This is a genomic window from Variovorax sp. 22077, from assembly GCF_052044195.1.
Lineage (GTDB): Bacteria > Pseudomonadota > Gammaproteobacteria > Burkholderiales > Burkholderiaceae_C > Variovorax > Variovorax atrisoli.
The window spans coordinates 1-21,333 of the sequence record NZ_JBQEQC010000043.1 but is presented as its reverse complement, the minus strand read 5'-3'; the positions used below and the strand labels follow the sequence as shown (position 1 = coordinate 21,333).

Here is a 21,333-nt window from a genome sequence, read left to right as displayed (position 1 = left end):
CCGTGCTGGCACTCACCGCCACGGCCGGCTCGGAGGTTGCCGCCGACGTGATGAAACACCTCGGGATTCCGCGCAGCGGGCTGTTCGATACTGGCGCGATTAGAGGCGAGGCCCTGCGCCACAACAAACGGGCAATGTTCATCGACTTAGAAGTCGGCCTTCTGAATTCGTTGGCGGCGAAGGCGGGTGGGAGCGCTAGCGTGCCTGGAATGAGGCATGGGCATAGGTTGTGGAACAGTCGTTGCCCCGCCCTCTATGCCTTTCAGAAGCACGTGCCGCGGAATTGGCAGACGCGGCTCGTTCTCGAAAGTCAGAAGCCGTTTTTCCAACGGATGCAGACCCGATGGCGCAGCAGACCTGAGCACCCGTGCTCTCACTGCAAGGTGAATCGACGCAACGCGCTCTGGAAATGCCTCGAGCTGGTCTAGACCTGATCGAGATCTAGGTACGCATTCGCTGAGACGTTCGGGCCGAGCTTTTTCGAGCGTCGGAGGCAGGCATCGCCGGTCAACGAAGACGCATGGACGGCTGCTGCCGTGCACCCGGTCATTCAGGCGGGATGCCATGTGCAAGCGCCGTCGCTGCGATGCGTGCGGTGGCCAGCAGGCGATCCAACGACTGTCCATGGCGAGCGCTCGCGGACATGCCGGCCATGGTGGTGGAAACGAAGTCCGCGAGCCTGTCCGCGTCCCGCGGATTGCGCTTGGCGATGAAATCGCGGATCGCCTCTTGCGCCGCGACGTGGAAGACGCAAGCTGCCGCTCGTGCATCCGGATCGTTGCTGCGTGTCCCCTCCAGCACCAGGCAACCCGAAGTTGCAGGGTTGCCGGCGTAAGCCTTGGCAGCCTCTACCAACAATTCCGCCAGCGACTCCGCCAACGGCCTGTCCGGCCGGAGGATCCTTTGCAGCGGGATGGCCCCCGTCTCGGCATAGTGGTCCAGGATGCGCGCATACAACCCCGCCTTGCTTCCATAGGCCGCGTAGAAACTGGGCGGATTGATGCCGAGTGCCGTGGTGATGTCCACCACGCTCAACGCGTCGTAGCCCTTCGCATGGAACAGCTGTTGGGCAGTCGCCAATGCCTCCTCGGGGTCGAAGCGGCGCGGCCGACCCCTTGGGCGAAATTGTTTCGTAGTAACCATTACAAAAATCGTTGACAGGCCTGATGGTTGATTATGTAATCAAGATTACATTAATCACAAGGAATGACCATGTCAGTGTTCAAGGGCAAATCCGTTCTGGTGCTTGGCGGCAGCCGGGGAATCGGCGCCGCGATCGTTCGGCGCTTCGCGTCGGAAGGTGCCAGAGTCACCTTCACCTATTCGGGCTCGCCGGATGCAGCGAAGCTCGTGGCCGACGAAACGGGCGCGATCGCGTTTCAGACCGACAGTTCCGACCGTGACGCGGTGATCGCCCGGGTCCGCGACAGCGGGCCGCTCGATGTGCTGGTGGTGAATGCGGGCGTGGCCATCTTCGGCGACGCGCTGGAGCAGGACCCGGACGCCATCGACCGTCTGTTCCGGATCAACGTCCAGTCGCCTTACCACGCTGCGGTGGAGGCGGCGCGCAAGATGCCGCAGGGCGGTCGCATCATCGTGATCGGCTCGGTGAACGGCGACCGCATGCCGGTGCCGGGAATGGCTTCCTATGCGCTCAGCAAGTCTGCGCTGCAGGGCATGGCGCGGGGATTGGCTCGCGATTTCGGCCCTCGCGGCATCACGATCAATATCGTGCAGCCCGGCCCGATCGATACGGACGCGAACCCAGAAGACGGACCGATGAAGGACCTGATGCACAGCTTCATGGCCATCAAGCGCCATGGACGTCCGGAGGAGGTGGCAGGGATGGTGGCCTGGCTGGCCGGTCCGGAGGCCGGCTTTGTCACCGGAGCGATGCACACGATCGATGGTGCGTTCGGAGCTTGACCTCGTCAATTGAGTCTGATGCCGGACGCCTCGACCACCTCCTTCCATTTGCGGTTTTCCGAAGCGATGAAGTCCCGCGCTTCCTTCGGACCGGCTGCGAACGGTTCGATATCCAGGTCCTTCAAGCGCTGTTTCATCTCTTCCGCTCGAACCGCGCCCACAGCCGCTCGGTAGAGCTGGTCGATCACGGCAGGAGGCGTCGCACGAGGCGCCACGAGGCCGAACCAGACCGGAATTTCCAGGTTCGCGATACCCGCTTCCGCGAGCGTTGGGACTTCCGGAAAAAGCGCGCTGCGCTTTCGCCCTGTCACGGCCAGGGGCCGCAATGCCCCCGATTGCACATGAGGCAACGCTGTCGTGGTGTTGTCGAACATCGCGCTGACTCGGCCACCCAGCAGATCCGAGTACGCGGGGGCGGTGCCGCGGTACGGCACATGCAGCCACTCCGTCCCTGTCCGCCGCTTGAAGATCTCTCCGGCGAGATGCAGCGGGCTGCCTGCGCCGGCTGATGCGTAGGTGTATGTGCCGGGCGCGGCTTTGAGCAATTCGACGAAGTCCGCCAAATTGCGTGCCGGGACTTTTGAGTTGACGACCAGTACGAGCGACGAAAGGCCGAGAATGGTAATCGGCTCGAAGTCTCGCATCGGCTGATACCGCAATGATGGATAGATGCTCGAGTTGATGGCCAGAGACGCGGTGTTGCCCAGCAGCAGGGTGTAGCCGTCCGGAGTTGCACCGGCGACCATCTGGGCGCCCACCGACCCGGCCGCACCGCCGGAACGATTGTCGACAACCAGGGTTCCGTGCAGCAGCGGTCCCATCGCCTGAGCGAGCGATCGTGCAATCAGGTCGTTGGCCCCTCCAGGCGGGAAGGGGACCACGATGGTGATAGGCTTGTCGGGATATTTCGCCGCCGCAGCCGCGCCGTGCAGGCCGGCCGCAAGCGGCGACGTTGCAAGGGCGAGGAAGTGACGTCTTCTCACGCCTTCACCTTTGCAGGCTCGATGCGCAGGAGGCGGGCAGCGTTCGACCAGCCGATTTTTTCCCGCGTGGCGTCGGACAGCTCGAGCGTCTCGAAGAAAGCTGCGCCTGCCCGGTTGGACTCATACGGCCAGTCCACCGAGAACATGATGTTGTCCTCACCCATGATGTCTACGGCGCAACGAAACGCAGGGGCCGAGAACGCACCACTTGTCGTGACGTAGAGATTCTCGCGGAAGCAGTCGCGAGGCGATCTCTTGAGCCCGCGCCTGGAAGCTACGTAGGGCGTGTGATCGACCATGCGATCGAATCCGAACGGCAGCCCCTCGCCGAGATGACCCAGAATGATCTTCAGTCGAGGAAAGGCGTCGAAAATGCCGGCAAAAAGCAGCCGAAGAAAGTGCATGCTGGCGTCCATCGCGAATCCCCATGCTGGTCGCGCCAGATCTTCGTAGCCGTTGAAGTAGCTTCCCATCAGGCCTGGATGCGGTGCACCCGGATGAATGTAAATCGGCACATCCTTGGACTGGGCCAGCTCGAACAGGGGCCAGAACCTCCTGTCGTCGAGAAAGAGGCCGCCGGTATGCCCGCTGATCAGCGCGCCCACAAAGCCGCGGCCCAGGTTTCGCTCGAACTCTGACTGGCTCGAACCCACATCCGAGGTCGGAAGCGCCGCGAAAGCACGGAACCGGTCAGGATGCTCGGCCACTGCGCGAGCCATGCGATCGTTCGCGTCGATTGCTATCTCCAAAGCGAGCGGACCAGAAAAAGCCTGCGTGCCTGGCGTCGTCAGCGACAAGACCTGCAACGAGATACCGCTGCGGTCCATTGCAGCAAGTCTGCTCTCGCCGACGTCAAGCAACTCCTTTTCGATGTCGTGACCGATGTGAGCACTTCGGTCCCGGTACCACTTCTGCCTTGTTTCGTCGTACGTGTTCGTCTTGTGCAAGGGCGTTGTGATGTGTTCTTCAAGAGCGATCAGCGGCATGGTGGTCTGCAATGAACTGGGGAAAGACCGATTACGCCCCGGCCCCATGCATGCGTAAAGTTCAAAAATTCGATATCGCTATTGATGAAATTCATGAATCGGGTCAAGCTTCGCCAGCTCGAGGTTTTTGTCGGCATCTTTCAACGAAAGAAGATCGCGGCTGCGGCTGCCAGCCTCGGTATGACGCAATCCGCCGCCAGCATTGCATTGCGCGAACTGGAACATTCGATCGGTGCCGCACTGTTCGATCGCACCACGCGCTCGATGCTGCCGACGAAGGCCGCACTGGACCTGTTGCCCATTGCCGAGCGAATGCTGCGTGATGCGAGGCTGGCCGTGGGCATGTTCCGCAGCGGATCCGACCCCGCTGCGCGGCTTGGCATCGCAGTCACCCCGACCATCGCCCAGACGTTGTTGCCCGGGCTGCTCCAAGAGTTCCTTCGGCACCATCCGGATGTGGAGGTCGACATCCTCGACGTTCCGCCGTCTCGCTTCGTGATGACGATGGTCTCGGGACAGGCCGACCTTGGACTTGGCTACGTTGGAGCCGAAGAGAAGGACCTGCGCCAGCACCGGCTGCTGAGCGACCAGCTTTGCCTCGTGTCACGCAGAGTTCCTGGAGCCGCTGCGGGTCCGTCACCGACCTGGAAATCCATCCAGAACCTTCCGCTGGTGCTGATCCAACCGGGCTATGGCATACGCGCGCTGATCGATGACACGGCCCGCGAAGCCGGCATCTCTCTGAAGATCTCGCATGAGGTCAGCCTGCTGACCACAGCGCTGGCGATGGCGCGCATCGGATTGGCGCACACCATCGCCCCTTCGCAGATTGCCGGCATGGGCATGTTTCCAGACCTGGACGCGCGCCGGATCGGCGCACCGATCGTCAGGCGGGACATGTCAGCGGTTTTTGCAGTGGACCGATCGCCCACACCTGTGGCACTCAAGTTCTTGAGCCACTGCCGCGAGACCTTGAAGCGCGCGCCACTCAATGACTAACGAGCCCTCGGCCGTCGATGCAGTTTCCAATGCCGCAATGTTCCGTGAGAGATGTGAGACGAGACATTCATCGAAAGCAATTGAGGATAAGACGGTTGCTTGTGGGGCTTCCAGGAATTGAGGAGGTGGTGGGTCGATTCCGCACCCAAGCCCAGGGAGCGGGGCCGGGGCTACGCTTCGCCTCGTCCACCGTCAAGCAGTTGCTTCCATTTCGGGATTGCGAAAGAGATGCAAGTCAGTCTCGGGCCATCTCTGCGCGCGCTGCGCGTTCAGGAGCGGGCCCTGAACTGGCTGGGCGACAAGCCGGTCGAATGACGGAAGGCCTTGGAAAAGTTGGCCAGAGACGAGAAGCCCGCCGAAAACGCGATCTCCTCGATCGAGCAGCTTTCGTCGCGCAGACGGCGCTTCGCCATCACGAGCCGCCGCTCGGCTACGAAGGCATGTGGCGCCCGCCCCGTTGCCGCACTGAAGCTGCGCGTGAAGTGGCCCACGCTCATGCAGGCAATGCCTGCGAGATCGAGCACGGTGATGTCCTGGTCGAGATTTCCGTCAATGAAGTCGACCACACGCGACAGACGCCGGCTGTCCAACGGCTTGGCCGTCCTGTCCGCTGGCGGCCGGATCAGCCCCAGCTCCGAATAGTTCTTCAAAAGGTGGGCGCTGAGCGCCACCGAGAGACTCTCGACGAACAGCCGCCCTACGCCCGTCTCGTTGGACAGTTCACCCACGATTTGGTCCGCGATCATGCTCACGAAGGGATCGTGGTCGATCGCCTGGTAACGCAGGCCGGCGCGCGCCGGATCGATGTCGAACTCACGCTGAACCATATCGGAGAACGGCCGCCCGGGCAGGAACAAATGCAAGCAATCGCCTATGGGCTCAGCCACATTGATGTACTCCTCCTCGACGCCTGCGGGGCAAAGCCAAATGGTGCCGCGATGGCCATGGGTGTGCTCGCGCCGGCCACCGCCCGCACGATCGACAAGTGACCGGCCGCTCAACTGGATGGCTACCTCGGTGTCGCGTGGCACCAGTCTCGGAAGCTCGCCTGCTGAATGACTCCAGCGCTCAGCCAGTATGTTCGACCAGCCCTGCGCGTTGGAGGTCTGGCGCATCGTGCTGTTGACGTACTTGTCCAACGAATGCGCGAACATGGTGCGAGGCCGGCTCAAGAGGTTGATTGCAGGTGGCAGGCGCAAGAAACGTGCCGAATCATCATTCGCACACCAGGAAAAGTAAAGGTCGCAATCGGATAAGGCACCACGGCCCCTTGCTCGCCAGACTTGCTGCGTAACGCCAATCGCATCAAAGCACCGGAGAGAAAGGACACGCTATGGCCCGACACGTTGTCGTGGGCGCTTGCCCCCACGATTGCCCCGATACCTGCTCGATCCTGACCACCGTCGAAGATGGCAAGGCTATCGCGGTGCGCGGCAATCCGGATCACCCTTTCACGCGAGGGCGCCTCTGTGTGAAGGTCAACAACTACCAGGACCGGACCTACAGCGAACAGCGATTGCTCTACCCAATGCGCCGCAGCGGGCCCAAGGGCAGCGGCAAGTTCGAGCGCATCTCGTGGGACGAGGCGCTATCCGAAATCGCCAGCCGCTGGAAGGCGCTCATCGCCACGGATGGCCCGCAGTCCATCCTGCCCTACAGCTACCTGGGAACCCAGGGCATCCTCAACGGCCTGAACGTGGGGGACCCCCTTTTCAACAAGCTGGGTGCCACGGTGTGCGAGCGCACCTTCTGCGACTCGGGCTCGTGCACCGCCTACATGATGACCATCGGCCACACGCCGGGCGCTGACCCCGAGAGCTTCGTGCACTCGAAGTACATCGTGCTGTGGGCCTGCAATACGCTGAGCACGAACTCGCATCACTGGCCGTTCATCGAGCAGGCGCGCAAGAACGGCGCCAAGCTGGTGGTGATCGATCCTGTGCGCACGCGCACCGCGCGGCTGGCGGATTGGCACATTCCCATCCGTCCGGGCACTGACGGCGCACTGGCCCTGGCGATGGCGCACATCCTCATCAAGGAAAACCTGATCGATCGCGACTACATCGAGCGGCACACGCTGGGTTTCGATGAACTCGCCGAGCGCGTGGAGACGTACACGCCGGAATTCGCCGCGGAGCAAACCGGCATTCCCGTGGAGGACATCCTCAAGCTGACCCGCGAATACGCCGCGACGCCCCCGGCGGTCGTGCGCATCGGCGTCGCGGTGGAGCGCCATGCAGGCGGCGGACAGACGGTGCGCGCCATCGCCTGCCTGCCCGCGCTGATCGGCGCCTGGAAGCATGTGGGCGGCGGCTTGCTGCAACTGCCGATCTGGGCCTTTCCGGTGAATTGGCCGGGGCTGATGCGCCCGGATCTCCAGCCCGAATCGATGCGGGTGATCAACTCCTGGCGCCTGGGCCCGGTGCTCACGGGCGACATGCCGCTCGACCCGCCGATCCGCTCGCTGTTTGTCTACAGCGCCAACCCCATGGCCATGGTCAGCGACCAGGAAAGGATAGAACGGGGTCTCGCGCGCGACGACCTCTTCACCGTGGTCAGCGAGCACTTCATGACCGATACCGCGCGCTACGCGGACATCCTGCTGCCGGCCACGACCCAGCTCGAGCAGAAGGACATCATGTTCTCCTGGGGCCATCTCTATCTCTCGTACAACAACCAGGCCATCGAGCCGCTGGGCGAGGCGGTGTCCAACACCGAGCTCTTCAGGCGCCTGGCCAGGGCGTTGGGCATCGACGACCCCTTCTTCTTCCGGTCAGACGACGAGATGATCGAGGCCTCCATGGACTGGAGCAACCCGGTTCTCGAGGGCATCACCCTGGAGGAGCTGAAGCGCAAGGGCTTCATGCGCCTGAACATGCCTGCATCCGACGACTGGGCGCCGCACCGTGAAGGCAACTTCCCGACGCCCTCGGGCAAGTGCGAATTCAAGTCGTCGATAGCAGCGGGCGGAAACTTCGTGGCGCCGCTTTTCAGGCAGGGCTTCGGCGGCCAGCAGTCGGGTGAGCCGGTGGACCCGCTGCCGCACTACATCGCGCCGAACGAAAGCCCGGCAACCGCGGCCGCCCTGGCGCAGCGCTATCCCCTGAGCCTGATCTCGCCCAAGAGCCACGCCTTCCTCAATTCCAACTACGGCAACCTGCTTGCCCAGCGCGCGCAGGCGGGCGAGGAACAGATGGTGGTGCTGCATCCAGACGACGCGAGTGCACGCGGCATCACCGCCGGAACGCCGATCCGGGTCTTCAATGATCGGGGCACCTTCGAGGCCAAGGCCACGGTCTCGGCGGACGTCTCGCCGGGGCTCGTGATGGCGCCCTCGGGTTACTGGCACCGCTCGAACCGCGCCGGCCCTACGGTGCACGCGCTCACGCCCCTGGCCTTCGCCGACCTGGGCAGCGCGCCGACCTTCTCCGACGCGCTGGTGCAGGTCGTCGCGCTCTGAGCAGGCGCCTCCTTCCCATCTTTTGTTCTTTCACGCAAATGGCCTACGTTGTCACCGACCTCTGCACCGGGTGCCGCTACACGGAATGCGTCACCGTCTGCCCTGTCACCTGCTTCCACATGGATGAGCGGATGACCTACATCGATCCGGAGAACTGCATCGACTGCGGCGGCTGTGCCACCGCATGTCCGGTGGGCGCCATCCAGGCCTCATTCCTTCTTCCTGCCGACAAGGCGCCGTGGATCGAGATCAACAGGCTTCGCTCGGCCGAGACGCCAGTGATCGCCGAACGCCTGCCGCCGTTGCCCACTGCTGAAGCGCGACGAACGGAGTTGGGGCTATGAGCGATGCCGGCACCTCACCTTTCAGGGTGGCCATCGTGGGCGCGGGACCCAGCGGCTTCTACGCCGCAGAGCGCCTGCTGGGCTCGGCGCTGCCGATGCGCGTGGACCTGCTGGAGCGCCTGCCCGTGCCCTACGGCCTCGTGCGCTATGGCGTGGCCCCGGACCACCCCAAGCTCAAGCAGGTGACCGCCGTGTTCGACCGCATCGCGGCGATGCCCGGCTTTCGGTTCGTGGGCGGCCTCGAACTCGGCCCGGACGTGTCGGTCGACGATCTGCTGGCGAGCTACCACGCGGTCATCCTGGCCACGGGCGCACCGCTCGGCCGGCACATGGGCATTCCGGGTGAAGACCTGCCTGGCAGTCACCTGGCCAGCGATTTCGTCGGTTGGTACAACGGACATCCGGACCAGAAGAACCGGCACTTCGACCTGTCCGGAGAGCGCGCAGTGATCGTCGGCCAGGGCAACGTCTCGCTCGACATCGCGCGCATCCTGCTCAAGAGCGTGGACGAACTGCGCCGCACCGACATCGCGGCGCACGCGCTCGACGCCCTGGCTCACAGCCGAGTTCGCGAAGTGCATATCGTCGGGCGCCGCGGACCTGCCGATATCCGCTTCTCGCCCAAGGAGCTGCATGAGATCGCCCAGCTTCCTTCATGCGAGGCGCTGGTGGACGCCGCCGACATCCGCACCGAAAGCTTTGCGCTGCCCGCCGGAACGGATGCGGAGAAGGCCGCGGCCATCGCGATGCTGAAACGCCTGGCATGCGTCGGCGCTGCCAGGGAACAACACAAGCGCTGCGTGTTCCGCTTTCACCTGGAGCCGCAAGGCATCGAAGGCGCCGCTTCGGTCGAGCGTATTCGTTTCGGCAGGCCGCGCGGCTGGCCGGCGGGGGCGGAATCCGTCGGCATCGAATGCGGACTGGTGTTCTCCAGCATCGGACGCAGGTCTTGCTCGCTCGAGGGCGTGCCCTACGACGATGGGCGGGGCACGCACGCCAATCTCCACGGCCGCGTCGTCGACGGCTGCAGGCTGGTGAGCGGTCTCTACGTATGCGGCTGGAGCAAGCGCGGGCCACAAGGCACCATCGGCACCAACCGCGCCTGCAGCCACGAGACCGCCGCGGCGGTGCTGGCCGACCTGCCTGCCCTGGCGCATCGGACGCTGGCGGCCGAACATCCCCTCCTTGGCATCATCGGGCCCACGCACCCTGCCGGGAAATACATCGACTTCCAGGACTGGGTACGCATCAACGCCGCCGAGGTAGCGCGCGGCGCCAGGATCGGCAAGCCCAGGGAGAAATTCGTGTCGCTCGAGCATCTTTACGCGGCGGCGCGCGAGGAGCTTCCATGCTGATGGAGCTGCGCCGGCCTGCGTTGGTGCCCTCCGTGGCGCCGCTGGCCGACAGTCTGGGGCGGCGGATCAGCTATCTGCGCCTGTCCGTGACCGACCGCTGCAACCTGCGCTGCGTCTACTGCATGTCGGAGGACATGCAATTTCATTCCAGCCCGGAGTTGCTCTCCATCGAGGAACTGGACCGGGTCGCGCGCCTGTTCATCGCGCGCGGCGTCAGAAAGCTGCGCATCACCGGCGGCGAACCCCTGGTGCGCAAGGGCGTCATCGAGCTGTTCCGTTCACTGTCCGGCTGCCTGAACGACGGCTCCCTGCACGAGCTGACACTGACGACCAACGGCCTGCGGCTGGCGCACTTCGCGCAGGACCTCGCGGCGGCGGGCGTCCGGCGGGTGAACGTTTCGCTCGACACCCTGGATCCGCAGCGCTTCGCGCAGATCACGCGCGGCGGCGCGCTGCAAAAGGTGCTGGACGGCATCGAGGCCGCGCAGGACGCGGGCATTGCCGTCAAGCTCAATGCGGTCGCGCTGCGCGGCGTCACCGACCTGGAGATCCATGAGTTGATCGAGTTTGCGCACGGTCGCGGCATGACCCTGACGCTGATCGAAACCATGCCCCTGGGCGAGACCGGCTGCGACCGCACGGAGCAGTTCCTGGGGCTGGATGCGCTTCGCCGCGAGATCGGCAGGCGCTGGACTCTGAGCGACGTGGCCGATCGCAGCGGCGGCCCCGCGCGCTACGCAAGGGTCGAGCAAACCGGCGGCCTCGTCGGCTTCATCACACCGCTCACCGCGCACTTCTGCGGCGACTGCAACCGCGTCCGTGTGACGGCTGACGGCACTCTCTATACCTGCCTCGGGCATGAGAACGGCGTCGATCTCGGAAAGCTGCTGCGCAACTCGATGAGCGAGGCGCGCCTGTATGAAGCCATCGGGCATGCCGTGGAGCAAAAGCCCAAGGGACACGACTTCTCGCTTCAAGGACGCGTCTTGCCGGTCAAGCTGATCCGCCATATGTCCGCGACTGGCGGGTAGGCATTGCCTCGTCGTTCCTGATCCCAAGGTTGCTGCATGCTCGGCATCCTGCGCAAGCTACTTCAGCCTTTCTGTGTCCAGCGCTTTGCGGACGGAAGGGCGTTCGCGCATGCGGACATACCAGGCTTCGAGGTTGCCAAGGCCGTCGAAATGGATGTCGGCCCTGTAGACGGATGCCAGCCACGGTGCCTGGCCCCATCCAGCGAGCGCGTACAGGTAGGCGTCGGCCACGGTGAACCTGTCTCCCATGAGGTAGTCGCGGCCAGCCAACTGTTCGTCAATCCAGCTGAAGCGTCTCTCCAGCTTCGGCTTGACGGCTTCCACGTATTTGCCGGCAAGCACCGGGTACAGGAGCGGAATGAAGCCCTTGTGGATTTCGGAAGTCAGGAAGCTCAGCCATTCTTGAAGGCGGTAGCGCTCGATGGTGCCGTTCATCGGTGCAAGGCCCGATTCGGGCTTCAAGTCGGCCAGGTATTGCACGATGGCAGGGCCTTCGCGCAGTGCCGTGCCGTCGTCGAGCTCCAGGAGTGGGACATAGCCGAACGGACTGATTTCGCGGAAGTCGCGGCCGTCCTCGGTCTTGTGAGTCTTGTAGTCCACTTTGACCAAGTTGGCTTCCAAGCCCAGTTCATTGAGGACGATATGGGGCGAAAGCGAGCAGGCCCCCGGTATGTAGTAAAGCTTCATGCAGGTTCATTCCAATGTGAGAGGCGTCGAAGCGCGCCGCCAGACCATGCTATGGCGCAGGGATAAAATTGGAAGAACGCAATAAAACTGCACGTAGGTTAAAAAAGTATACCGACGGCCCTTTTCTGGAAGACGTGCTATGAAAGCAAACGTGACGGGTTGTTCGGTGGAGGAAGCCATGCGCCTCCTGGGTGGCAGATGGCGGCTCCTTCTCGTGTCCTATCTCGTCGACGGGCCCAAGCGCTTCAGTGAGTTGCGGCGAGACGTCCCCGGTATTTCGCAGCGCTCTCTCACCCTTGACCTTCGCGCGCTCGAGGAGGCCGGCTTGGTCAAGCGCACCGTGCATCCCACCGCACCTGTGAGGGTCGAATATGCGCTGACTGCCGACGGTGAGCGCTTGAAGCCCGTCGTGAAGGTGATGATGGACTTCGGGCTTTGGCTGAAGCAAAAGGCGCAGGCTTGAGTTCATCGAAGCTCCGTTCGCCCTCTCCACTCCCGACAGCAGGATCTGTGACGAAGTGCGGCCCGGCGAGTGCGCCCCGTTGGCTCGAGGCATCGCGCTGATGTCATGGGAAGTGGCAGGCTGCTGCGGCCCGCAGCCACCTTCCCTCATGAACCTTCGGATGTGCCTTGAAAGCACCTTGATGCCTGTTGAAGTGGCCTGCGCTGTGGCGCGCACCTGACCTGCACCGAGGCGTCGCTGGGCAGTTGCTCGGAGCGCAGGGGTGCGCAACCGAAAGCACAGGCGCCCCTCAACCCTCGGATGCGCGCCGGCGCCCGGATGGAAATCCCCGGCTCCGGCAGCGCCATGCGATGAACCATCCGGCGAACGCCAGCGCGGTGAGCATCCAGGGAAACACGAAGCTGCCCACCGTCTCCAGCAGCACGCCGCCGAGGAGGCCGCTGCCCGCGAAAGACAGGTTGAAGACCGTGACCAGCATGGACTGGGCAACATCCGCGTCTTTGCCGGCCGCGTCGGCCAGGGCCGTCTGCAACAACGTCGGCGCTCCGCTGAAGCTCAGTCCCCAGAGCACAACGCCGGCCAACATTGCCGCAGCCGATGAGCCGCAGAGGCCGAACACGAGACCCGAGGCCGCAAACATGCAAAGGGAAAAAAGCAGCAGGGCGCGCGGGCATCGATCGATGAGCCATCCGACCACCCACAGGCCCGCCATGGTGCAAAGCCCGAAGATCAGCAGCACCGCATCGAGTCGGTCCGCCAGGCCGACGGAAGCGAGGAATGGCGCGATGTACGTGTAGAACAGGTAGTGCGCAAGAATCCAGAGCATCACGACGAGCAGCACGGGGCGCACGCCCGGGATGGCCGGGATCTGACGGAGGTTGGTGCGCTGTGTGGCAGCTCGACCCGGGAAATCGGGAACGGCGGTCAACACCCATCCCATCAGTACCAGCGCAATTCCCGCCATGCCGCCGAAGATCCAGCGCCAGCCGACCATGCGGCCGAGCCACGCGGCCAATGGCACGCCCAGCGACAACGCCAGCGGCACGCCGATCATCACCACCGCCAGCGCACGACCCTGCAACCGTGCCGGGACGAGCCGCCGCGCGTAGGTCGCCAGTTCGCTCCATGCCAAGCCGGTCGCCAGGCCGACGAAAAATCGCACCACGAGCGTCAATCCGAAGTGGGACGAAAACGCCGTGAAGGCGTTGCAGACGCAGAACGCGCCAAATGCGAACAGCAACACCTTGCGCCGCGGCCAACCCTGCGTGAGTGCCGTGAGCGGAATGGCCGCCAAACCGGCACCGAGCGCGCAGAGCGTGACGAATTGGCCCGCCCATCCCTCGGACACGGCCAGACCCTGAGCGATCTGGGGCAGCAGACCCGCCGGAACCGTCTCGTTGGCGGTCGCGAGAAAGCTGGTCAAGCTCAATGCGAGCAATGCAGCCCACGGGAGCCTGTCTGATTGCTCCGGGATCGGGTGATCGAGCGCGACCGCTTGCGCGTCGGAAGGTGAAGTCATGTGCGGCATTTCCTTTTGTCTTCGGGTCCCTCCAGGGGACGACAAAGGAGAGTCTGGCGACGTGCCTCATTCTTGAGAATTGATGGCAAACTTGAACCATCTTCAAACCTGCTCGAAAGATGGCGACGGATCATCTGGGTGATATGCGGCTCTTTGCCGAGGCAGCGTCCGCAGGCTCTCTCTCTGCGGCAGGACGCAAACTGGGCCTGTCGCCCGCGGCCGCCAGTGCCCGGCTGGCCAAGCTCGAAGCCACGTTGCAGGCGAAACTGTTCGAGCGCACTTCGCGTCATCTGCAACTCACGGACGAGGGACGCGTCTATCTCGCGCATTGCACGACAGCGCTGCAGATCATTGACGACGCGCAGGCCGAATTGCGAGCGGGCAGGGGGGCGGTCCAGGGAAAGCTGAGGATCTCCGCATCAACCGACTTCGGTCGCCAGCTCTTCGGCCGATGGCTCGATGCCTTCGTCGACGCGCATCCGGACGTCAGGGTCGCGCTGACACTGACCGACTCGCTCTCCAATCTCCATCAGGATGCGGTCGACATTGCGATCCGTTTCGGGCAGCCCGAGAACAGCGCCCTGATCGCACGGCGCTTGGCACCCAACTGCCGCGTGCTGTGCGCTTCGCCCGACTATCTGGCCCGCCATGGAACGCCGCGCACGCCGGAGGACCTGGGGCAGCACCGCTTCATCGTGCTGGTCACGGCCAGCGGACCGCTCAACCAGTTCCACTTCGCCAAAGGCGACCGTTCCTGGCAGTACACCGTGCCGATGGCCGACGCATGGGAAAGCAATGACGGTGCGCTGGTGCGCGCATGGGCGCTGGCAGGACGCGGCATCGCGCGCAAGACGATCTGGGATGCGGCCGAAGATCTGCGCGCAGGCAGGCTTCGAATCCTGCTGCCGGACTACGTGGCACACGAAGCGGGTGTCTATGCCCTGCGGCATGGCACGCGGTACATGACGCCGCGTGTTCGAGCGTTCCTCGACTTTCTGGTCGTGCAGTTCGCCCGCGAGGCAACCGCGCTGTCCGACGTATTTCCGTTCCAAGAGTAGGCCCGCAGCATCGCAGCCGAGGGCTCGTTCGTCTCAGCGCTCGGACGGGAGGCATTTTTCAGCGGCGCGGTCGGAATTGTCCTGGCGGCCCGGCACGCAGATCGCTGCCAGGTCTTTGAGCGTGACGTGTCTCTCTCTGGGGTGGCCGGCCACAAGGTCCTTGTGGTTTTCTTGGCGCACCAACCAAGTGCCGCGTCGGCGCTGCATGCAAATCCACGTCTCTACGTGTTCGAGCGGGGTGCGAAATGCGCCAGAACTGCGCGGGCAACACCCCGAAGAATGCTCTGATTATTCGATCATTCCCTTCTAAATATTGATCTGCAGTCGCGCATTCCAATCGATAACCTTCGTCGGAAGTTTTCCCTCAAGGCCACTCGATGAAGCACTCTCTTCGCACCCGTTGGAATCGCATCGCGGCATTGGCGGCAGCCACCGCATTCGGCCTGCTGGCCCTGCAGGTGCAGGCTCAGCAGTCATCCGCCAAGTCCCTGAAGCCCGTCACCATCGCCCTGGGCACCCAGGTGGTGAACGTCACCTACCCATGGCTCACCCTGCCCATCGCGCTGGGCTACTGGAAGGACGAGGGCTACGACGTCAAGATCGTCACGACCGGCGGATCGCTGCAAGGCATCCAGCAGATGGTGGCCGGCGGCGTGGACTTCGCGCAGGTGAACTCCACAGGCCTGATCCAGGCCAACGCCGAGAACAACGTGGCGGTGCGCGGCCTCATGGGCACGGGCGTCATCGACTGGGGCGTGGGCGTGCCTCAGGACAGCAGCATCAAGACGGCGGCCGACCTCAAGGGCAAGAAGATCGGCATCTTCAGCCTGGGCACCGGCGGCATGCCGCTGCTCAAGGGCTACCTGCGCGCCAACGGGGTCGATCCGGACAAGGACGTGCAGATCATCGCCACCGGTGCAGGCGCACCGGCGCTCGAAGCCCTCAAGTCGGACCGCGTGCAGGCGTTGATGTTCTGGGGCTCGGCACTCACCGGCTTCCAGAACACGGGCACCAGGATGCGCGTGATCTTCGACCCCAGCTGGCGCGCGCTGCCGGACTTCACCTTCGCGACCATGCAGAAGACCATCGACGCCGACCCCGCAATGGTCGAGGCGATTTCGCGTGGGGCGGCCAAGGCCACGCTCTTTGCGCAGACCAATCCCGAATGCGCACGCAAGATCCATTGGAAGAACTTCCCCAGCACCAAGCCCACAGGGGCGGACGAGGCCACCCTGGCCAAGTGGGATCTGGCCCTGCTGCAGACGCAGCTGGACACCATGTCCGCCGCGCAGACGATGAACGGCGGCAAGCTGATCGGCTCGATGAGCCCGGCCGCCTACGGCCGCATGCAGGACCTGATGCTCAAGGACGGCCTGATCAAGCGCACGCTGCCGCCCGAATCCATGCTCTACCTCAAGCCGGGCTTCGTGGAAGCCATCAACCGCTTCGACCGCAACGCGGTCATCGATGCGGCCCGGTCCTGCAGCGTGGGCCTGTGAGCCGGCGACCGCGATGACACCGGAGCAATTCGTGGCCGGCCTGGCGAAGGCCGAGTTGCACATGCACGTGGAGGGCTCCATCGAGCCCGACCTGTTCCTTCGCCTGGCCCGCCGCAATGGCGTGGCGATACGCTGGAGCACCGAGGAAGAGCTGCGAGCGGCCTACCGTTTCAGCGACCTGCAGGACTTCCTGGACCTCTACTACGACGGCTGCCGCGTGCTGGTGCAGGCGCGGGACTTCCATGACGTGACGCGGGCTTACATGCGCCGCGCGCATGCCGACAGCGTGCTGCATTGCGAGCTGTTCCTCGGCCCGCAGGGGCACACCTCGCGCGGTGTTCCGATCGCCGCCGTGATGGATGGCGTTCTGGGCGCCATGGAGGAGGCCCGCGCGCAGGACGGCATCACCGGCGGCCTCATCGCGGTGGCGCAGCGCCACCGCAGCGAGGAGGAGGCGCTGGCCATGCTCGACGAACTGGCGCCCTGGCACGAACGCCTGCTGGGCTTCGGGCTGGGCGGCGCCGAGGTGGGCAACCCGCCGGCCAAGTTCGCGCGCTTCTTCGAGCGCTGCCGCACACTGGGCTTCAAGGTGGTGGCGCATGCCGGCGAGGAAGGCCCGGCCGCCTACGTGCGCGAATCGGTGGAACTGCTGCAGGTGCAGCGCGTGGACCATGGCAATGCCTGCGTGGACGATGCCGCGCTGGTCAGCGAGCTGGCACGGCGCCGCATGCCGCTGACCATGTGCCCGCTCTCGAATCTCAAGCTGCAGGTGATCGACTCGGTGGCTGAGCACCCGCTCAAGCGGCTGCTCGATGCGGGCCTGTGCGTCACGGTCAACTCCGACGATCCCTCCTACTTCGGCGGCTACGTCAACGACAACTACCTGGCCTGCCAGCAGGCCTTCGGCCTGAGCCTGCAGGACCTGGCCCAGCTCGCGCGCAACAGCTTCGAGGCCGCCTTCATCCCGCAAGAGCAGCGCCTGGCCGCGTTCGCACAGGTGGACGACTGGCTCGCGCGCGCCGTCGGGCCTGAGCTGGAAGCCAAGGAATAGCAACGCCATGTATCTGCAAGCAGGACACCCCATGAGCGCTGCCGCAACAGCCCAGGCCGCACCAGAGGTCGCGACGGCGTTCCGTTTCGACCGGCTGCGCAAGACATTCCGCTCCAAGGATGGCGGCGACGTGGTCGCGCTGCAGGACGTGGACTTCCGCGTGCGTCGCGGCGAGTTCGTCACCGTCGTGGGCCCCAGCGGCTGTGGCAAGAGCACCCTGCTTCGCATCCTCGCGGGGCTGGAGCGCGCGAGCAGCGGCAACGTCGAGCTGGGCGGGCGCGAGCACACCGGCCCCAGCCGTGACGTCGGGGTGGTGTTCCAGGCGCCCGTGCTGCTGCCCTGGCGCAACATCGTCGACAACGTGCTCGTGCCCGCGCAGATCCAGGGCCGGGACGCGAAGACGTCGCGCGAGCGCGCTCTCCACTACCTGAACCTGGTGGGCCTGTCCGGCTTCGAGACCAAGTACCCCAACGAGCTCTCCGGCGGCATGCAGCAGCGCGTGGGAATCGCCCGCGCGCTGGTCAACGATCCGATGCTGCTGCTGATGGACGAGCCCTTCGGCGCGCTGGACGCCATGACGCGCGAGACCATGAACGTGGAGCTTCTCAAGCTGCGCGAGCGCACGGGCGCCACGATCATGCTCGTCACGCACAGCATTCCCGAGGCGGTGTTCCTGGGCGACCGCGTCATCGTCATGTCGCCAAGGCCCGGTCGCGTCACGCAGGTGATCGAGGTCGACCTGCCATCGCGCACGCTGGATGTCATCAACACCGAGCGCTTCGGCGCCTACGTGTCGGGCATCCGCGCCAACCTGAACGCCAGTGGAGGGCTCGACTGATGAGCAGCAACGCCAACACCCCCGCGAACCTGCCGGGCCGCCTTACGCCATCCAGGCGGCGCACGCTCATCGCGTTGTTCTTCATCGCGGTGATCGGCTTCTGGCATGTGATCGTGTCTGCCTTCGGCGTGTCGCATCTGATCTTCCCCGGGCCCGCGGGCGTGCTCGGCGCGATGCGCGACGTGCTCGCTTCGGGCGAGCTGTGGCCGCACCTGGGCGTCACCCTCTACGAGATACTGGCTGGCTTCGCGGCCGGGGCGCTGGCCGGCTTTGTGCTGGGCGCGCTGATCGGCCAGAGCGCTGTGCTGGAGGCCGTGCTTTACCCGTACGTGGTGGCCTTCCAGACTGTGCCGAAGGTGGCCGTGGCGCCCCTGTTCGTGCTGTGGTTCGGCTTCGGCACCACCTCCAAGGTGGTGATCACCGCGACCATCGTCTTCTTCCCGGTGCTGGCCAACACCATCGTGGGGCTGCGCTCGGCGCCGCGCGACCAGGTCGACCTGATGCGTGCCTTCACTGCCTCGGGCTGGCACGTGTTCCGCATGGTCCGGCTGCCGCACGCCCTTCCCTACGTATTCGCGGGGCTGGACATCGGCATCGTGCTCGCTGTCATCGGCGCCATCGTGGGCGAGTTCGTCGGCGCGCAGGCGGGGCTGGGCTACCTGATCCTGCAGCGCAACTTCTCGATGGATGCGGCGGGCATGTTCGCCATCCTCATCGTCCTGTCCCTGATCGGGATCGTGCTGCACGCGGTGGTCAAGACCATCGCGCGGCGCGCCATCTTCTGGGCCGACGCGTTCACCGACCTGTCGCGCGGCTCTTGAACACCTTCATGCCAACCAAGGAGCCAAACCCATGAACACCCAAGAACACCAAGTCGACGCGCCGCGCCGCGCCTCCGCCGAGGAAATGCCCATCCTCGACCTGGGCGACTGGCTGGCCGGCGGCTCCATCGAGCCGCTGGTGGCGCAGTTCAAGGCGGCCTGCACCAACACCGGCTTCTTCTACGTGAAGAACCACGGCGTGCCACAGGCCACCATCGACAAGGCCTTCGAGGCGACGCGCCGCTACATGTCGCTGCCCATGGAGGAGCGGCTGCGCGACAGGATCGACGAGCGCTTCCGTCGCGGCTTCATGCCCATCGGCGTGACGCAGCACCCCGGCCACAAGCCGGACCTGAAGGAAAGCTACGAACTGGGCCTGGACCTGCCCCTGAGCGACCCCGACGTGGCCAGCGGCCGCCCCCTGCACGGCCCCAATCGCTGGCCGCAGGACAAGCCGTGGCTGGAATCGGCTGCCATGGATTATTTCAATGCCACCATCGCACTGGGCCGCAACCTGCTGCGCGTGTTCGCCGTGGCGGTCGGAAAGGACGAAGGCTTCTTCCTGCAGTACGCGCAAAAGCCGATGGTGCAGGCGCGCCTGTTTCACTACCCGCCGCAGGAATCCTTCACCAACCTCGAGCTGGGCGCGGCGGCGCATACCGACTACGGAATGATCACGCTCCTGGCGCAGGACCCGATCGGTGGGCTGGAGCTGTGCACGCGCAGCGGCGAATGGGTGGCCGCGCCGTTCATCGAGGGCACCCTGGTCATCAACCTGGGCGACCTCGTCAAGGTCTGGACCAACGGCGTGTATGTGTCCAACCCGCACCGCGTGGCCAATCGCACAGGGCGCGAGCGCTATTCGATCCCGACCTTCTTCAACCTGGACTACGACACGCCCGTGGCCTGCCTGCCGGAATTCGCGCCCGAGGCTGGCGAGCCGCTGCATGCGCCGATCAAGTCCGGCGAATACCTCGTCAAGCGTTTCGCGGCGGTTCAGAAGTACAAGACGCCCGCCGAGCTGGCTGCGGCCGCCGTCTGACGACTCCCCGGCTCAGGTCGCGGCCGCGCGCGGCGGCCCGGCCTTGGCACGCCGCTCGATGTCTTCCAGCGTGGCCGTCAACTCGCCCAGGAAGGCCTCGACCGCCAGCGGCAGGTTGCGGCCCTTGTGCACGCTCAGCGCGAAGCGCTGCGGACGGGCGCGCGGGTCCTTCAGCGGCACGTAGGAACCGGCCCTCGGGTTGCCGAAGGGGTCGTCCAGCGGCCGGGTGGTGAAGGTCAGGCACATGCCTGCGGCCGCCACGTTGCGCATGAGCTCGTAGGAGTTGGTCTCCAGCGCCACGCGCGGCCGGATCTTGGCCTTGGCCAGCATCTCGTCGTACTGCTGCTTGGCCCACAGGGACGTGTCGAGCGTGGACATGCTGTATTCGGCGCAGTCGCTCAGCCGCAGCGTCTCGTAGTGCTCCAGCGGATGCCCCTTGGGCACGAGCACGAACAGCGGCAGCAAACGCGAATAGAGGATCGACAGGTCCTGCATCGCGACGTCGCCGAAGGTGAAGCAGGCATCCAGTTCATCCTCCAGCACCAGCTTGGCCAGCGTGGGGCTTCCGGCCACATGCACATTGAACGAGATGCCGGGATAGCGGCTGGCGAACTTCGACAGGAACCTGGGCATCAGGTCGCGCACCAGCGACTCGGGCATGCCGAAGTTGATGGCCCCGCGCTTGAGGCCCTGGAGCGATTCGATCTCCGAATGCAGCCGCCGCGTCTCATTGCCGACGTTCTTGTAGTAGCGCATGAGCGCTTCGCCTGCGGCGGTCAGCTTGACCTTGCCGCGTCCCTGGCGCCGCTCCAGGACCGGCGCGCCGAGCGCATCCTCCAGCATCGCGAGCTGTCGGCTGATGGCCGAGGAGGCCACGAAGAGGGTCTCCGACGCCGCACGAAGCGAGCCGGTGCGCACGACCTCGGCGAAGTAGCGAAGCGATGTGGTCGAAACGGCATTCAAGGGGCGGCTCCGCAACGTGACAGGGACACAGGATTCAGCCGCGATGATGCCCGAGATGGAATGCCGTACGGGACCTGCGAATGTCTGTGCACCCGGCTGGAGGCGGGCGGACGTGGCCGAACGCACCGCTCAGGCATCTGCCATGCCGTGCTGGGTTTCGACCGATTTCGGAAGCGGCCGGAACGCGCAAATCTCCTACTTTCTCGACGCCCGGCAGCGCGCAGTCTCGGCGCATCCTTTTTATCGAGGCATGGCAGATCATGGCAACCAGCAGCATCCTCGGCGGCGAGCGCGCGCCGATCACACCC

21 protein-coding genes and 1 pseudogene are annotated in these 21,333 nt (G+C 64.8%); 15 read left to right on the top strand and 7 right to left on the bottom strand.

Annotation, left to right across the window (positions count from 1 at the left end):
- Window positions 1–428, top strand: a pseudogene (locus ACTJLF_RS33805) (hypothetical protein); the annotation flags it as partial.
- A gap of 118 nt (window positions 429–546) precedes the next feature.
- Here the strand turns inward: ACTJLF_RS33805 and ACTJLF_RS33800 are convergent.
- Entirely contained in the window at window positions 547–1,143 is a 597-nt protein-coding gene (locus ACTJLF_RS33800; protein WP_440884812.1) for a TetR/AcrR family transcriptional regulator, read from the bottom strand.
- Between the two features lie 63 nt (window positions 1,144–1,206).
- On the opposite strand from ACTJLF_RS33800, the gene bdcA reads away from it, so the two are divergent.
- The gene (gene bdcA / locus ACTJLF_RS33795; protein ID WP_206169194.1) at window positions 1,207–1,926 is read left to right on the top strand and encodes an SDR family oxidoreductase; all 720 of its coding nucleotides are present in this window, start codon (window positions 1,207–1,209) and stop codon (window positions 1,924–1,926) included.
- Window positions 1,927–1,931: 5 nt separating this feature from the next.
- On the opposite strand, the gene ACTJLF_RS33790 is transcribed toward bdcA, so the two are convergent.
- Both ACTJLF_RS33790 and ACTJLF_RS33785 read right to left on the bottom strand, forming a co-directional pair.
- A complete protein-coding gene (locus ACTJLF_RS33790; RefSeq protein WP_126185650.1) occupies window positions 1,932–2,909 on the bottom strand; it encodes a Bug family tripartite tricarboxylate transporter substrate binding protein in 978 nt (325 codons plus the stop codon).
- Entirely contained in the window at window positions 2,906–3,895 is a 990-nt protein-coding gene (locus tag ACTJLF_RS33785; RefSeq protein WP_440884811.1) for an amidohydrolase family protein, read from the bottom strand. The genes ACTJLF_RS33790 and ACTJLF_RS33785 overlap by 4 nt, the downstream gene beginning before the upstream one ends.
- Before the next feature lie 93 nt (window positions 3,896–3,988).
- Here ACTJLF_RS33785 and ACTJLF_RS33780 point away from each other — a divergent pair, with 93 nt between their 5' ends.
- Window positions 3,989–4,894, top strand: coding sequence for a LysR family transcriptional regulator (locus tag ACTJLF_RS33780; protein ID WP_164713564.1), 906 nt, complete (start codon window positions 3,989–3,991; stop codon window positions 4,892–4,894).
- Between the two features lie 269 nt (window positions 4,895–5,163).
- Here the strand turns inward: ACTJLF_RS33780 and ACTJLF_RS33775 are convergent, their stop codons facing one another.
- Window positions 5,164–6,048: an AraC family transcriptional regulator gene (locus ACTJLF_RS33775; RefSeq protein ID WP_019657182.1), complete on the bottom strand. Its 885-nt coding sequence runs from the start codon at window positions 6,046–6,048 to the stop codon at window positions 5,164–5,166.
- A 179-nt stretch (window positions 6,049–6,227) separates the two neighbouring features.
- Between ACTJLF_RS33775 and ACTJLF_RS33770 the strand changes: the two genes are divergently transcribed.
- Genes ACTJLF_RS33770 through moaA form a run of 4 tightly spaced genes read left to right on the top strand, consistent with a single transcriptional unit; the run spans window position 6,228 to window position 11,084 of the window.
- Window positions 6,228–8,354, top strand: coding sequence for a molybdopterin-containing oxidoreductase family protein (locus ACTJLF_RS33770; RefSeq protein WP_440884810.1), 2,127 nt, complete (start codon window positions 6,228–6,230; stop codon window positions 8,352–8,354).
- A gap of 38 nt (window positions 8,355–8,392) precedes the next feature.
- The gene (locus ACTJLF_RS33765) at window positions 8,393–8,698 is read left to right on the top strand and encodes a ferredoxin family protein (RefSeq protein ID WP_019657184.1); all 306 of its coding nucleotides are present in this window, start codon (window positions 8,393–8,395) and stop codon (window positions 8,696–8,698) included.
- A complete protein-coding gene (locus ACTJLF_RS33760; RefSeq protein WP_440884809.1) occupies window positions 8,695–10,053 on the top strand; it encodes an FAD-dependent oxidoreductase in 1,359 nt (452 codons plus the stop codon). Before ACTJLF_RS33765 ends, ACTJLF_RS33760 begins: the two co-directional genes overlap by 4 nt.
- Complete coding sequence (moaA, locus tag ACTJLF_RS33755; RefSeq protein ID WP_206169193.1) at window positions 10,047–11,084, top strand: GTP 3',8-cyclase MoaA; 1,038 nt, start codon at window positions 10,047–10,049, stop codon at window positions 11,082–11,084. Before ACTJLF_RS33760 ends, moaA begins: the two co-directional genes overlap by 7 nt.
- Window positions 11,085–11,141: 57 nt before the next feature.
- On the opposite strand, the gene gstA is transcribed toward moaA, so the two are convergent.
- The gene (gene gstA / locus ACTJLF_RS33750) at window positions 11,142–11,771 is read right to left on the bottom strand and encodes a glutathione transferase GstA (protein ID WP_126185645.1); all 630 of its coding nucleotides are present in this window, start codon (window positions 11,769–11,771) and stop codon (window positions 11,142–11,144) included.
- A 139-nt stretch (window positions 11,772–11,910) separates the two neighbouring features.
- Between gstA and ACTJLF_RS33745 the strand changes: the two genes are divergently transcribed.
- Window positions 11,911–12,234 carry a winged helix-turn-helix transcriptional regulator gene (locus ACTJLF_RS33745; RefSeq protein WP_019657187.1) on the top strand — a complete coding sequence of 108 codons (324 nt, stop codon included), beginning with the start codon at window positions 11,911–11,913 and terminating at the stop codon, window positions 12,232–12,234.
- A gap of 289 nt (window positions 12,235–12,523) precedes the next feature.
- On the opposite strand, the gene ACTJLF_RS33740 is transcribed toward ACTJLF_RS33745, so the two are convergent.
- Window positions 12,524–13,753, bottom strand: coding sequence for an MFS transporter (locus ACTJLF_RS33740; protein ID WP_440884808.1), 1,230 nt, complete (start codon window positions 13,751–13,753; stop codon window positions 12,524–12,526).
- A gap of 119 nt (window positions 13,754–13,872) precedes the next feature.
- On the opposite strand from ACTJLF_RS33740, the gene ACTJLF_RS33735 reads away from it, so the two are divergent.
- From ACTJLF_RS33735 to ACTJLF_RS33710, 6 genes are all read left to right on the top strand, one after another.
- Window positions 13,873–14,811 (top strand): LysR family transcriptional regulator, encoded by a 939-nt coding sequence (locus ACTJLF_RS33735; protein WP_145759889.1) that lies wholly within the window; start codon window positions 13,873–13,875, stop codon window positions 14,809–14,811.
- 377 nt (window positions 14,812–15,188) lie between these two features.
- On the top strand, window positions 15,189–16,310 hold the full coding sequence (locus ACTJLF_RS33730; protein WP_440884807.1) for an ABC transporter substrate-binding protein: 1,122 nt from the start codon (window positions 15,189–15,191) through the stop codon (window positions 16,308–16,310).
- A 13-nt stretch (window positions 16,311–16,323) separates the two neighbouring features.
- Window positions 16,324–17,361, top strand: a complete 1,038-nt coding sequence (locus ACTJLF_RS33725) for an adenosine deaminase (RefSeq protein WP_440884806.1) — start codon at window positions 16,324–16,326, stop codon at window positions 17,359–17,361.
- A gap of 31 nt (window positions 17,362–17,392) precedes the next feature.
- Window positions 17,393–18,199: an ABC transporter ATP-binding protein gene (locus tag ACTJLF_RS33720; protein WP_354413758.1), complete on the top strand. Its 807-nt coding sequence runs from the start codon at window positions 17,393–17,395 to the stop codon at window positions 18,197–18,199.
- Window positions 18,199–19,020, top strand: a complete 822-nt coding sequence (locus tag ACTJLF_RS33715) for an ABC transporter permease (RefSeq protein WP_440884805.1) — start codon at window positions 18,199–18,201, stop codon at window positions 19,018–19,020. Before ACTJLF_RS33720 ends, ACTJLF_RS33715 begins: the two co-directional genes overlap by 1 nt.
- A 31-nt stretch (window positions 19,021–19,051) precedes the next feature.
- A complete protein-coding gene (locus ACTJLF_RS33710; RefSeq protein ID WP_440884804.1) occupies window positions 19,052–20,062 on the top strand; it encodes an isopenicillin N synthase family dioxygenase in 1,011 nt (336 codons plus the stop codon).
- A 12-nt stretch (window positions 20,063–20,074) separates the two neighbouring features.
- Here the strand turns inward: ACTJLF_RS33710 and ACTJLF_RS33705 are convergent, their stop codons facing one another.
- Window positions 20,075–21,025, bottom strand: coding sequence for a LysR family transcriptional regulator (locus ACTJLF_RS33705; protein WP_019657195.1), 951 nt, complete (start codon window positions 21,023–21,025; stop codon window positions 20,075–20,077).
- 112 nt (window positions 21,026–21,137) lie between these two features.
- On the opposite strand from ACTJLF_RS33705, the gene ACTJLF_RS33700 reads away from it, so the two are divergent.
- A partial coding sequence (locus ACTJLF_RS33700) for a hypothetical protein (RefSeq protein WP_440884803.1) occupies window positions 21,138–21,333 on the top strand: 196 nt, incomplete at its 3' end.